This is a genomic window from uncultured Bradyrhizobium sp. (genome assembly GCF_936928535.1).
Lineage (GTDB): Bacteria > Pseudomonadota > Alphaproteobacteria > Rhizobiales > Xanthobacteraceae > Bradyrhizobium.
Genome location: NZ_CAKZHY010000092.1, coordinates 50541 through 63481, shown reverse-complemented (window position 1 = coordinate 63481; position 12941 = coordinate 50541). Strand labels below are relative to the sequence as shown.

10 protein-coding genes are annotated in these 12941 nt (G+C 65.5%); 5 read left to right on the top strand and 5 right to left on the bottom strand.

Annotated features, from left to right (window positions below; translation table 11 throughout):
- Positions 1–226 precede the first annotated feature (226 nt).
- Positions 227–1717 (top strand): MFS transporter, encoded by a 1491-nt coding sequence (locus Q0687_RS14800; RefSeq protein WP_298877861.1) that lies wholly within the window; start codon positions 227–229, stop codon positions 1715–1717.
- Positions 1718–1844: 127 nt separating this feature from the next.
- Here the strand turns inward: Q0687_RS14800 and Q0687_RS14795 are convergent, their stop codons facing one another.
- Positions 1845–2543: an RlmE family RNA methyltransferase gene (locus Q0687_RS14795; RefSeq protein ID WP_298877860.1), complete on the bottom strand. Its 699-nt coding sequence runs from the start codon at positions 2541–2543 to the stop codon at positions 1845–1847.
- Between the two features lies 1 nt (position 2544).
- Positions 2545–3618, bottom strand: coding sequence for a Ppx/GppA phosphatase family protein (locus Q0687_RS14790; protein ID WP_298877859.1), 1074 nt, complete (start codon positions 3616–3618; stop codon positions 2545–2547).
- Between the two features lie 213 nt (positions 3619–3831).
- Between Q0687_RS14790 and Q0687_RS14785 the strand changes: the two genes are divergently transcribed.
- Positions 3832–6201 carry a xanthine dehydrogenase family protein molybdopterin-binding subunit gene (locus Q0687_RS14785; protein WP_298877857.1) on the top strand — a complete coding sequence of 790 codons (2370 nt, stop codon included), beginning with the start codon at positions 3832–3834 and terminating at the stop codon, positions 6199–6201.
- 95 nt (positions 6202–6296) lie between these two features.
- Here Q0687_RS14785 and Q0687_RS14780 read toward each other — a convergent pair whose 3' ends face one another.
- On the bottom strand, positions 6297–7097 hold the full coding sequence (locus Q0687_RS14780; protein ID WP_298877855.1) for a hypothetical protein: 801 nt from the start codon (positions 7095–7097) through the stop codon (positions 6297–6299).
- Positions 7098–7204: 107 nt separating this feature from the next.
- Between Q0687_RS14780 and Q0687_RS14775 the strand changes: the two genes are divergently transcribed.
- The 3 genes from Q0687_RS14775 to Q0687_RS14765 are packed head-to-tail and all read left to right on the top strand — an operon-like array spanning position 7205 to position 10593.
- Positions 7205–7696, top strand: a complete 492-nt coding sequence (locus Q0687_RS14775; protein ID WP_298877853.1) for a YaiI/YqxD family protein — start codon at positions 7205–7207, stop codon at positions 7694–7696.
- A 2-nt stretch (positions 7697–7698) separates the two neighbouring features.
- Positions 7699–9510, top strand: coding sequence for an ATP-binding cassette domain-containing protein (locus Q0687_RS14770; protein ID WP_298877851.1), 1812 nt, complete (start codon positions 7699–7701; stop codon positions 9508–9510).
- A 3-nt stretch (positions 9511–9513) separates the two neighbouring features.
- The gene (locus Q0687_RS14765; RefSeq protein WP_298877849.1) at positions 9514–10593 is read left to right on the top strand and encodes a D-TA family PLP-dependent enzyme; all 1080 of its coding nucleotides are present in this window, start codon (positions 9514–9516) and stop codon (positions 10591–10593) included.
- 188 nt (positions 10594–10781) lie between these two features.
- On the opposite strand, the gene Q0687_RS14760 is transcribed toward Q0687_RS14765, so the two are convergent.
- Both Q0687_RS14760 and Q0687_RS14755 read right to left on the bottom strand, forming a co-directional pair.
- A complete protein-coding gene (locus tag Q0687_RS14760; protein ID WP_298878049.1) occupies positions 10782–12002 on the bottom strand; it encodes a TIGR03862 family flavoprotein in 1221 nt (406 codons plus the stop codon).
- On the bottom strand, positions 11999–12916 hold the full coding sequence (locus tag Q0687_RS14755; RefSeq protein WP_298877847.1) for an SDR family NAD(P)-dependent oxidoreductase: 918 nt from the start codon (positions 12914–12916) through the stop codon (positions 11999–12001). The genes Q0687_RS14760 and Q0687_RS14755 overlap by 4 nt, the downstream gene beginning before the upstream one ends.
- Positions 12917–12941 lie beyond the last annotated feature (25 nt).

Here is a 12941-nt window from a genome sequence, read left to right as displayed (position 1 = left end):
ATGTCCGCGTGACGAATCAAAGCAAATCGGGCCGCCGGCCAGCCATGCACAGGCTTTTTACGTAAATTCGGCGGGGATTGCCCTGATGGAGCCACCCACCCGTCATTCCGGGGGAGTGTTACGCAGGATTTAGGTGCTATGCGCCGATCCGCAATGGTCCCGGCGGAGCGGCGGTGATAAGCCGAAATTCTCGCCCCCTCCGTCCCGTTTCCATAACCAACCCGACATGGTCGACAAGCAACGCATCATTCCGCTGATCGTGGCCACGGCTCTCTTCATGGAGAACATGGATTCCACTGTCATCGCGACCTCGCTGCCGGCGATCGCGGCCGACATCGGCACCAGCCCGCTGACGCTGAAGCTCGCGATCACCTCCTATCTGCTGTCGCTCGCAGTGTTCATCCCCGCGAGTGGCTGGACCGCAGATCGGTTTGGCGCGCGCATGGTGTTCGCGATCGCGGTCGGCGTGTTCATGATCGGCTCGGTCGGCTGCGCGCTGTCGGGCTCGGTCACCGACTTCGTGATCGCGCGCATCCTGCAAGGCATGGGCGGCGCGATGATGACGCCGGTCGGGCGCCTCGTGCTGCTGCGCTCGGTCGACAAGAGCGCGCTGGTCAACGCCATGGCCTGGGTGACGGTGCCGGCTCTGATAGGTCCCGTGATCGGCCCGCCGCTCGGCGGCTTCATCACGACCTACGCGTCGTGGCACTGGATCTTCCTGATCAACATCCCGATCGGGCTGCTCGGCATCTTCATGGCGTTGAAGTTCATCGATCCCATCAAGAGCGAGACGCAGGAGAAGTTCGATCTCTACGGCATGCTGCTCGCAGGCATCGGGCTCGCAGGCATCGCGTTCGGGCTTTCGGTCGCCGGCCTCAATCTGTTGCCCTGGAGCACGGTGGCTGCCCTGGTTGCGGGCGGCGCGATCTCGATGACGCTCTACGTCATTCACGCCCGGCGGACCGGATCGCCAGTGCTGGATTTCTCGCTGCTGAGCTTGCCGACATTGCGCGCGGCCATCTTCGGCGGCTTCATGTTCCGGCTCGGCATCGGCGCCCTGCCCTTCCTCTTGCCGCTGTTGATGCAGATCGGCTTCGGGCTGTCGCCGTTCCACTCCGGCCTCGTCACCTTCTCGTCCTCGCTCGGCGCCATGGGCATGAAGACGCTGGCCGCGCGCCTCATCCGCGCCTTCGGCTTCCGCAATCTGATGACGGTGAACGCGATCGTCAGCGCGTTCTTCCTCGGCGTCTGCGCGCTGTTCACGGTGACGACCCCGCTTCTGATCATCATGGTCATCCTGGTGGTTGGCGGCTTCTTCCGCTCGCTGGAGTTCACCGCGATCAACACGGTAGCCTATGCCGAGGTCGACAGCCCCCAGATGAGCCGCGCCACCACGCTGGTCAGCGTCAACCAGCAGCTCGCCGTCTCCGCCGGCGTCGCGGTCGGTGCTGCCTCAGTGGAGACGACGATGTGGCTGAACCACGTCAGCGAGCTCAATGCCACCGTGTTCATGCCGGCCTTTGTCGTGGTGGCATTGACCTCGGCGGCCTCGAGCTGGTTCTTCTGGCAGATGCCCAGCGATGCCGGCCACGAGATCTCAGGCCGCAAGGCGATCGAGGTCGCAAGCCGCAAGGGCGCGGCCAAGAGCGCCGCCAGCGCCGCCGTCAAGGTGGCGACGGAAGACACGCAGGACATGCGCGATCAGCGGCTGGGATGAACACATCCTCGGTCATTCCGGGGCGATGCGCAGCATCGAACCCGGAATCCATCGCACCGCAGAACGTGCTGAGAAATAGATTCCGGGCTCGCCTCTTCGAGGCGCCCCGGAATGACGAAGTAGGAGGCTACCCCTGCGCTCCGCCGCGAAATCCCGTCGCGAGCACATAGCGCTCGGAAGAATCCTGCCGGCTTGACGCCGGCTTGACGTGACGTACGGTGGCAAAATCGCGCTTGAGCTGCGCGAGCAGATCGGCATCGGCACCGCTCTGGAATGTCTTGGCCAGGAACGTGCCGCCGGGCTTGAGCACGTCGCAGGCAAAGGCCGCCGCCGTCTCGACCAGGCCGACGATGCGGAGCTGGTCGGTCTTGCGGTGACCGGTGGTGTTGGCGGCCATGTCGGACATCACGACATCGGCGCCGCCACCCAGCATAGCGGTGAGCTTGCCAGGGGCGTCATTGTCCATGAAGTCGAGCTGCGCGAAATCGACGCCCGGGATTTCCGGCATCTCAAGGAGGTCGATCGCGACGACCTTGCCCTTGCCGTCGACCGAGCCGACGCGCTTGGCAGCGATCTGGCTCCAACCGCCCGGCGCGGCTCCGAGGTCGACCACCGCCATGCCGGGTTTCAAAAACCGAAACTTGTCGTCGATCTCCAGCAGCTTGAACGCGGCGCGCGAGCGATAGCCCGCGGCCTTCGCCTTGGCGACATAGGGGTCGTTGAGCTGCCGCTCCAGCCAGAGCTTCGACGACAGCTTGCGCTTGCCGCCGGTCTTGACCTTGGTCTTGACCTGGACGTGCAAGCGGCCGGTGGTGTCTTTCGCCATCTCACCAGTTCCTGAGCGCGCCGTCCTCGCGCATCATCTCGACCAGCATGCCCTCGCGCAGGCCCCGGTCGGCGACGCGCAGGCGCGGCAGCGGGAACGCGTGCCTGATGGCATCGAGGATGGCACAGCCGGCCAGCACCAGATCCGCACGCTCGATGCTGATGCAGCTGTTGCCCGCGCGCTGCTCGTAACTCATGCCGAGCAGCTTGTTGATGGTCGCGGTGATGTCGGTGTCGTGCATCCAGATGCTGTCGATGCGGCGGCGGTCGTAGCGCACGAGATTGAGATGGATGCCGGCGAGCGTCGTCACGGTGCCCGAGGTGCCGAGCAGATGCATGTCGGTGAGATCGCGGCCGTGCTCCGCGGCGAACGGCGCGACGTGATTGGCAACCTCCCGCTCCATCGCCGCATAGATTTCCGGCGTCACGTCGCGGCCGCCGAACTGCTCGGCCAGCGTCACGACGCCAAGCGGGATCGACATCCAGGCTTTGATGCGCGGCTCCGGATTTTGCGGGTCACGCTCGATCCGCACCAGCTCGGTCGAGCCGCCGCCGATGTCGAACAGGATGGCGCCACGGCCCCTGGGGTCGACCAGCGGCGAGCAGCCGAGCATCGCGAGCGAGGCTTCCGTCTCGCGGTCGATCACCTCCAGCTCGATGCCGGTTTCGGCGGCGACGCGGCTGCGGAAGCTCTCCGCGTTCGAGGCCGCGCGGCAGGCTTCGGTGGCGATCAGCCGCAGCCGCTTGGCCTTGCGCAGGTTGATCTTGTCCCGGCAAATGCTGAGCGCGGCGACGGCGCGATCGATCGCGGCCTCGCTGATGCAGCCCGTCGCCGAGACGCCCTCGCCGAGCCGGATGATGCGCGAGAAGGAATCGACCACGCGAAAGCCGTCGTGGGTCGGACAGGCGATCAGGAGCCTGCAATTGTTGGTGCCGAGGTCCAGCGCCGCATAAACGCCGGTTCCCGGCGCCTGCGCGGATACTGCAGGCTCGGTGGCCAACGCCACCGCCGCCATCGACCCCTCCAGCTCACCGTGCGGCGCAAGGCCATCGCGGAGCCGCGTGTGGTCATTCATACAAACTGTCTTTCCACGGCCCCTAAGGGGCCGATCCGGAATTGATTTTTCGCCTGAAACATTAGCAGCGCGGCTGACATGCGCAACATCGCATCACATAGGACCATGCCCATTCGTGCGTTGTCGTGAACGGGAGCGTGGGCTATTTTTGCAGGGTCCGGTCCCCCTAGGCGCCCCCCAAACGCGCAATTGCCGGCTTTTCAGGTCAATTCCATGCAAGAACACACCAAATCGTCCACGCTCGAAAACGCTATTGCACTGCAAAAATATGGCGTTGGGCAGCCCGTCCGCCGCAAGGAGGACGACACGCTGGTGCGCGGCAAGGGCCGCTACACCGACGATTTCAACCTGCCCGGCCAGGCCTATGCCGTGATCGTCCGCTCCACCCATGCCCATGGCGTGATCCGCGGCATCGGCCTTGATGCCGCCAAGGCGATGCCGGGCGTGCTCGGCGTCTGGACCGGAACCGATCTGAACGCCGCCGGCTACGGCCCCTTCACCTGCGGCCTGCCGCTGAAGAACCGCGACGGATCGCCTTTGCACCAGACCAACCGTCATCCGCTGGCCACCGACAAGGTCCGCTTCGTCGGCGATCCCGTCGCTTTCGTGGTGGCGGAGACACTCGCGCAGGCGCGTGATGCGGCCGAGGCCGTCGAGCTCGATATCGAGCCGCTGCCCGCCGTGACGGATCCCGAGGAAGCTGCCAAGCCCGGCGCGCCGCAGCTCTACGACCACATCCCCAACAATGTCGCGCTCGACTATCACTATGGCGACGCGGAGAAGGTGAACGCGGCCTTCGCCAGCGCCGCCCATATCACCAGGATCGACATCGAGAACACCCGCGTAGCCGTGGTGTCTATGGAACCGCGCGTCGGCCTCGCCTCCTTTGACAAGGCCACCGAGCGCTACACCATCCAGATGCCGACGCAGGGCGTTGCGGGCAACCGCGCCAACCTCGCCAAGAATTTGAAGGTGCCGAACGAGAAGGTGCGGATCCTCACCGCCAATGTCGGCGGCTCCTTCGGCATGAAGAACGTGAACTACCCCGAATACATGTGCATCCTGTACGCGGCGAAGGCGCTCGGGCGCCCGGTGAAGTGGCTCGACGAGCGCTCGACCAGCTTCCTGTCCGACAGCCACGGCCGCGCGCAGAAAATCCATGCCGAGTTGGCGCTCGACGCTGAAGGGCACTTCCTCGCAGCAAGACTGTCCGGCTACGGCAATCTCGGCGCCTATATCACCGGCGTCGCGCCCAGCCCGCTTTCGCTCAACACCGGCAAGAACTTTTCCAGCGTCTACCGCACGCCGCTGATGGCGATCGACATCAAGACCGTCTTGACCAACACCACGCTGATGGGAGCCTATCGCGGCGCCGGACGGCCTGAGGCGAACTACTACATGGAGCGGCTGATCGACCGCGCCGCCGACGAGATGGGCATCAACCGGCTGACGATGCGCAAGCGCAACTTCATCAAGTCGAGCCAGATGCCCTTCGCGGCCTCCTCCGGCGTCACCTATGACAGTGGCGACTTCCAGGCGGTGTTCAGCAAGGCACTCGAAATCTCCGACCACGAGAACTTTGCCAAGCGCAAGAAGGAGAGCAAGAAGGCCGGCAAGCTGCGCGGCATCGCCGTCGGCTCCTATCTCGAGGTCACCGCGCCGCCCGGCCCCGAACTCGGCAAGATCGTGTTCGATCCTGACGGCACCGTGCAGCTGATCACCGGCACGCTCGACTACGGCCAGGGCCACGCCACGCCGTTCGCGCAGGTGCTGTGTGCGCAGCTCGGCGTTCCCTTCGAGAGCGTGAAGCTCGTGCAAGGCGACAGCGACATCGTCCACGCCGGCAACGGCACTGGCGGCTCGCGCTCGATCACCGCCAGCGGCATGGCGATCGTCGAGGCCTCCAAGCTTGTCATCTCGAAGGGCAAGCGCGCCGCCGCGCATATGCTGGAGGCGTCGGAGGCCGACATCGAATTCGAAGGCGGCAACTTCACGATCGCCGGCACCGACCGCAGCATCGACATCATGGAGCTCGCCAAGAAGCTGCATGACGGCAAGCTGCCGGACGGGGTGCCCGACAGTCTCGACGTCGACCACATTAGCGAGCCGGTGCCCTCGGCCTTCCCGAACGGCTGCCATGTCGCCGAAGTCGAGATCGATCCTGATACCGGCGTCGTGCAGATCGTGCGCTACAGTGCGGTGAACGATTTCGGCACGGTGGTCAACCCGATGCTGGTCGCGGGCCAGCTCCATGGCGGCGTCGTGCAGGGCATCGGCCAGGCGCTGATGGAGCATGTGCGCTACGACGAGAGCGGGCAGCCAATCACGGGCTCGCTGATGGACTATGCGCTGCCCCGCGCCGAGGACGTGCCGAACATGACGGTCGGCGATCACCCGGTGCCCGCCACGACCAATCCGCTCGGCAGCAAGGGCTGCGGCGAAGCCGGCTGCGCCGGCAGCCTGTCGACGGTGGTGAACGCCGTGCTCGATGCGCTCTCGGACTATGGCATCAAGCACATCGACATGCCGCTGACGCCGGAGCGGGTGTGGCGCGCGATTCAGGACGCGAAGGGCGCGGCGTAGTTGCGTCATTCCGGGGCGGTCCGCAGGACCGAACCCGGAATCTCGAGATTCCGGGTTCGATGCTTCGCATCGTCCCGGAATGACCTTGTCGGTGGTTACGCCGCCGCTTGCTCCCGCGGCTGGTAGATCGCGGTGTGCTGGCAATGCGCGAGCGGTGTCGTGCCGTTGGCGACGACCAGTGCGTCGAACTCGACGAAGCGGTGGCCCTTCTTTTCGTAGTTTGCGGTGACCTTGGCCCGCGCGACGATCTCGTCGCCGGCGCGCATGGCGGACAAGAGCTGCATGCGGCTGCCGACGTGGATCCATGGGCCGAGAATGGTGTTGTCCACCAGCACGCGGTTCATCACGCGCTGGATCAGGCCGGGATGGCCGAGACCCTCGCGCGCGAAGATCGGATCGGTCTCCCTGACATCAGCGAGATAGTCCGTAGCATCCTGCCCGGCCCAGCGGCGCGGGGTGGTGCCAAACCATTTGCCGGTCTCGAAGGTTTCAGGGCTGACCGGCTTGCGCTCGGCGACGGCGGGCACCCCGACATAGTCACCCAATGACACCACAGGCGCTGACGCCGGCAGCGACGCAGTCCCGGCCGCGCACAGCTCGGTGCGGCTGAAAACCTCGATCGTCAGCAGGCCGTTGTGCTCGGTGGCGTCGACATCGGCGACCTCGCCGTCATAAACCGGCTTGATGAAGCGAGCCTCGACCAGCCCGCGGTCAAGGAAATCGCGGCCCCAGCGGGCGACCGGCACGTGCATCATGTAGGCAAAGACGTCGACACCAGGGACGAGGCCACCGGAAAAGCCGAAGCGGCGTGCCACCGTGTCGTCATGCATCTTGTTTTCGGACTGTTTGGCGGTGTTGTAGGCCTCGACGCGCCAAGTTTCGAGCCGGTTCGGCATGGCTAGGCTTTCCCTCTATTCTTGTTATTTCCCTGATGATCGTAGGGCCCGGGGAACACCGGTCAATCCCCTCGCCTTTGCGGCCCGAATGGGGTACCACGCGGCGAATGACTGACACCCCCACCCGCATCTATGTCGACGCCGACGCCTGCCCGGTGAAGGACGAGATCTATCGCGTTGCGCTTCGCCACGGCGTGCCCGTCAGCGTGGTCGCCGGCAATTTCATCCGCGTGCCGCAGGACCCGATGATCGAGCGCATTGCAGCCGGCTCCGGCATGGACGCGGCCGACGACTGGATCGCGGAACGGGCGAAGCCCGGCGACGTCGTCATCACCTCTGACATTCCGCTGGCGAGCCGCTGCGTCAAGGCGGGTGCCGACGTGATCGCGCCGAACGGCAAGCCGTTCACGGAGGAGTCGATCGGGATGACGCTGGCGGTGCGCAATCTGATGACGGATCTGCGCTCGGCCGGCGAAGTCACCGGCGGCCCGCGCTCGTTCGCGCCGCGCGACCGCTCCGCTTTCCTCTCGGCGCTCGACCAGACGCTGCGCCGGATCCAGCGCCGCCGCGCCGACCAGGCCGCCACGAGCCAGGGCTGATCATGGCGCCGCCGCTGATCCAACTGAAAGACATCAAGCTGACCTTCGGCGGCACGCCGCTGCTGTCAGGCGTCGAGCTCAACGTCGCACCATCAGAGCGCGTCTGCCTGATCGGCCGCAACGGCTCCGGCAAGTCGACGCTGCTGAAAATCGCGGCCGGCCTGATCGAGCCGGACAGCGGCACGCGCTTCGTGCAGCCCGGCGCCACCGTCCGCTATCTGCCGCAGGAGCCTGACTTCGGCGAGCACAAGACCCTGCTCGCCTATGTCGAGGCGGGCCTCGCACCCGGCGACGATCCGTACCAGGCGCGCTATCTGGTCGAACAGCTTGGGCTCATCGGCAACGAGAACCCGGCGAACGCCTCCGGCGGCGAGGCGCGCCGTGCGGCGCTGGCGCGCGTGCTGGCGCCCTCGCCCGATATCCTGCTGCTGGACGAGCCGACCAACCATCTCGATCTCTCCACGATCGAATGGCTGGAAAAGGAACTCGACTCCCGGCGCAGCGCGCTCGTCATCATCAGCCACGACCGTCGCTTCCTCAGCAATCTCTCGCGTTCGACCGCCTGGCTCGACCGCGGCAGGATCAAGCAGATCGACCGTGGCTTTGCCTCGTTCGAGACCTGGCGCGACGAGGTGCTGGCGGAAGAAGAGCGCGACCAGCACAAGCTCGATCGCAAGATCGTCGACGAGGAGCACTGGCTGCGCCACGGCGTCTCCGGTCGGCGCAAGCGCAACGTCAAGCGGCTTGCCAATCTGCATACACTGCGCGACCAGCGCCGCAACTATCGCGGCACGGCCGGCACCGCCAGTCTCGCCGCAGCGGAGGCGGAAGCCTCCGGCAAGCTCGTGATCGAGGCCAAGGGGATCACCAAGGCCTATGGCGATCGCGTCATCGTCGACAATTTCTCCACCCGCATCCAGCGCGGCGACCGGCTCGGCATCATCGGGCCGAACGGTGCCGGCAAGACCACGCTGGTCAATCTGCTCACCGGCGGCATGCCGCCTGACACCGGCACGGTACGGCTCGGTGCAAACCTCGAGATAGCAACGCTCGACCAGCACCGCGAAAGCCTTGATCCCAAATCGACGCTGGCCGAAGCCCTCACCGGCGGTCGTGGCGACCAGATCATGGTCGGCGGCAAGCCGAAGCACGTCGTCGGCTACATGAAGGACTTCCTGTTCGCGCAGGAGCAACGCGGCACGCCCGTGGAAGTGCTCTCGGGTGGCGAGCGCGGCCGGCTGATGCTGGCGCGCGCGCTGGCAAAACCCTCGAACCTGCTGGTGCTGGACGAACCGACCAATGACCTCGATCTCGAGACCCTCGACGTGCTCGAGGAAATGCTCGGCGACTACGAGGGCACGGTCATCCTGATCAGCCATGACCGCGACTTCCTCGACCGCGTCGTCACCTCGGTGATCGCGCCCGAGGGTAACGGCAAATGGATCGAATATGCCGGCGGCTACAGCGACATGCTGGCGCAGCGCGGCGCGGACCTGAAGCGCGAGACGGCAAAGTCGCCGGCGCCTGCGGAGAAGAAGGAAGAACGTGCTCCCGCTCCCGCTTCCACGTCGAAGCGCAAGCTGAGCTTCAACGAGAAGCACGCGCTGGAGACGCTGCCAAAGAAGATGGAGACGTTGCAAACGGACATCGCCAAGCTGCAACGCGTGCTTGACGATCCCAATCTCTATGCAAACGATCGCAAGAAATTCGACGATACGTCGGCTGCCATCGCCAAGGCGCATGAAGAACTGTCCGCCGCCGAAGAGCGCTGGCTCGAACTCGAAATGCTTCGCGAAGAGATAGAACAGGCTTAACCCATGACAACGACTCTCGCCGCCAAGATTGCCCGTGAATACGGCACCCCCTGCGCCGTCATCGACATGGACAAGGTCGAGCGCAACATCGCGCGGATCCAGAAGGCCTGTGATGATGCCGGCATTGCCAACCGTCCGCACATCAAGACGCACAAGAACCCGACCATCGCCAGGATGCAGGTCGCGGCCGGCGCAAAGGGCATCACCTGCCAGAAGATCGGTGAGGCCGAGATCATGGCCAATGCCGGCATCGACGACATCCTGATCAGCTACAATCTCCTGGGCGAAGAGAAGATGGCGCGGCTCGGCGCGCTCAATGCCAAGACCAGGATGACGGTTGCCGCCGATAATTCGACGGTCGTTGCGGGCTTGCCGAAGGCCGCCGAAGTTTCGGGCCGTCCGCTCTCGGTCGTGGTCGAATGCGACACCGGGCGCAAACGCGCGGGCGTGGAGACGCCGGCCGAAGCGATCGCGCTGGCGCGCGAGATCGCTGCATCAAAGGGGCTCGAGTTCGCCGGCTTCATGTTGTACCCGACCGAGACCGGCTGGGCTGACGCGCAGAAATTCTACGACGAAGCGCTGGCCGGCGTGCGCGCGCACGGGCTCGATGCGAAAATCGTCTCGACCGGCGGCACGCCCAACCTCGTCAACATCGGCAAGCTCAAGGGCGGCACCGAGCATCGCTTCGGCACCTATATCTACAACGACCGCATGCAGGTCGGCGCCGGCGTCGCCACCTGGGACGATTGCGCGCTGCATATCTATTCGACAGTGGTGAGCCGTGCCGCGCCCGAGCGCGGCATTCTCGACGCCGGTTCAAAGACGCTGACATCGGATACCGGCGGGCTCGATGGCCACGGCCTCATTCTGGAGCACCCCGAAGCCAGAATCGCGAAGTTCGCCGAGGAGCACGGCTTCCTCGACCTCTCCCGCAGCAACACGCGGCCCAATGTCGGCGACGTCGTCCGCATCGTGCCGAACCATGTGTGTGTCGTTGTCAACATGATGGACGAGGTGTTGATGGTCCGCGGCGAGGAAATCATCGGCACGCTGCCGGTGGCGGCGCGGGGGAAACTGCGTTAGGCGCGAAGCCGTAGGCGTCGAGCGCCCGCGCATCCTTCGAGGCTCCCGGCGCGATGCTTTGCATCGCGCCACTCGCACCTCAGGATGACGCTCTCTTGAAATGGTCCTCGGAGTGACACGACGGCGCTCTCAAAGCCGTCACCCTGAGGTGGCCGCTTCTTCAGCGGCCCTCGAAGGGCGGCGGCGTTCTAAGAACGCTTCAGCCACGCGAGCACGCCCCGCCCTGCTGCCGCACCGGTCGCGAACGACGCTTGCAGCAAGTACCCGCCGGTCGGCGCCTCCCAGTCCAGCATCTCGCCGGCCGCGAACACGCCGGGCAGCTTGCGCAGCATGAAGTGCTCGTCGAGCTCATCGAACATCACGCCTCCTGCAGTCGAGATCGCGCGTTCGATCGGGGCGACGCCTGTGAGCCGGACCGGAATCGCGTTCACCAGATGCGCGAGCTCCGTCGGCGAAAACGCGGCCAGCGGCCGGCCGGAGGCGATGGCCGCCTCCTGCATCAGGCCGATGCCGACCGGCGACACCTGCGCCGCCTTGCGCAGGAAATTTGCCAGCGACTGCTTGCCGCGGTTACCTGACAGGCGCGTTGTCAGCGTTGCCCTGTTGAGATCAGGCCGCAACGCGATCGTCAACGTTGCCTCGCCTATCCCCAGCACCGCTTCACGCAGCTCCGCCGACAGTGCGTAGATCGCACCGCCTTCGATGCCGGTGCGCGTGATCATGGCCTCCCCGCGCACGGTGTGCGGACCGATCGTCAGCGCCACGCCTTTGAGCGGCTGGCCTTCGAACCGATCCCGAAACACGTCGGACCACGCGACCGTGAAACAGGAATTGGCCGGCCGAAGTTTTGAGATGGCAACGCCCTTCGCGACAAGCCGATCGACCCACGCACCGTCCGAGCCGAGCCGCGGCCAGCTCGCGCCGCCGAGCGCGAGCACGGTTGCGCCGGCCACGATCGCAAGCTGGCCATTGGGCGTTTGAAATTCGAGTCGCCCCTGGGCGTCCCATCCCGTCCAGCGATGCCGGAATGCGAATTGCACGCCTGATGCATCAAGCCGTCGCAGCCAGGCGCGCAGCAAGGGCGACGCCTTGAAGGTCTTTGGAAATACCCGTCCGCTGCTGCCGACGAAGGTCAGCTGCCCCAGGCCCTCGCTCCAGTCACGCAGTGCATCCGGCGGAAACGCTTCGACCGCAGCCCGCAGATGCGGCATTGCTTCGCGGTAGCGGGGGAGGAAATCCGCCAGCGGCTCGCTGTGGGTGAGATTGAGCCCGCCCCGGCCCGCCATCAGAAATTTGCGCCCCGCCGACGGCATGGCATCGTAGACGGTGACGCTGGCGCCGCCTTGCGCCAGCATCTCCGCCGCCATCAGCCCGGCGGGACCGGCACCGATGACGGCGACGTCACTCAGAGCTTGATCCCCGCCCGTGACGCTGCCTGCGCGACGTATTTCTGCGTCTGCTCGAACGCACCGGCGAGCGCCTTGGCCTTCGACATGTCGCTGATCTCGGCGAAATGCGCGGCGATCGCGTCCGGCGTCCATTCGGCTTCCGGCAAGTTGATGCCTTCACTCTCGATGATCTTGATCACGGCGAAGGAGCCGGCACCGGCGCCCATGATGGTGCGGGTCGGCGCGTCCTCGCTCAGCATGTACTCGACCGCGGGCGTGATCGCGTTCGGTTTCATCAACTGCAGCGCCTGCGGCGGCAGCAACTCTTCGGTCATGCGGGTCGCCGCTGTCGGCGAGATGATATTGATGCGGATGTTGTTCTTGCGGCCCTCTTCCGCCAGCACATTCATCAGGCCGACCATGCCTGACTTCGCCGCGCCGTAATTGGCCTGGCCGAAATTGCCGTAGAGGCCGGACGACGAGGTCGTCAACACGATGCGACCGTAATTGCGATCGCGCATGCCGGCCCACACCGCCTTGCAGCAGTAGAAGGTGCCGACCAGATGCACGTCGAGCACTTTCTGGAAGTCGGCCGCTTCCATCTTGCCGAACGACTTGTCGCGCAGGATGCCCGCATTGGCGCACATGATGTCGACGCTGCCCCACTCCTTGGTGGCGCGCTCGACCATCGCGGTGACCTGCTCGAAATTCGAGACGTCGGCGCCGTCAGCCATGGCGGTGCCGCCGGCCTTACGGATCTCCTCGACCACGGCTTCGGCCGGCGAGAGCGAGGCGCCCGTGCCGTCGCGCGCGCCGCCGAAATCGTTGACCACGACTTTGGCACCCCGGCTGGCAAGGCCCAGCGCATGGGCCTTTCCGAGACCATTGCCCGCGCCGGTGACGATGGCCACGCGTCCGTCGAACCTGATTGCCATTGATAAAATTCCTGCTTCTTCTTCC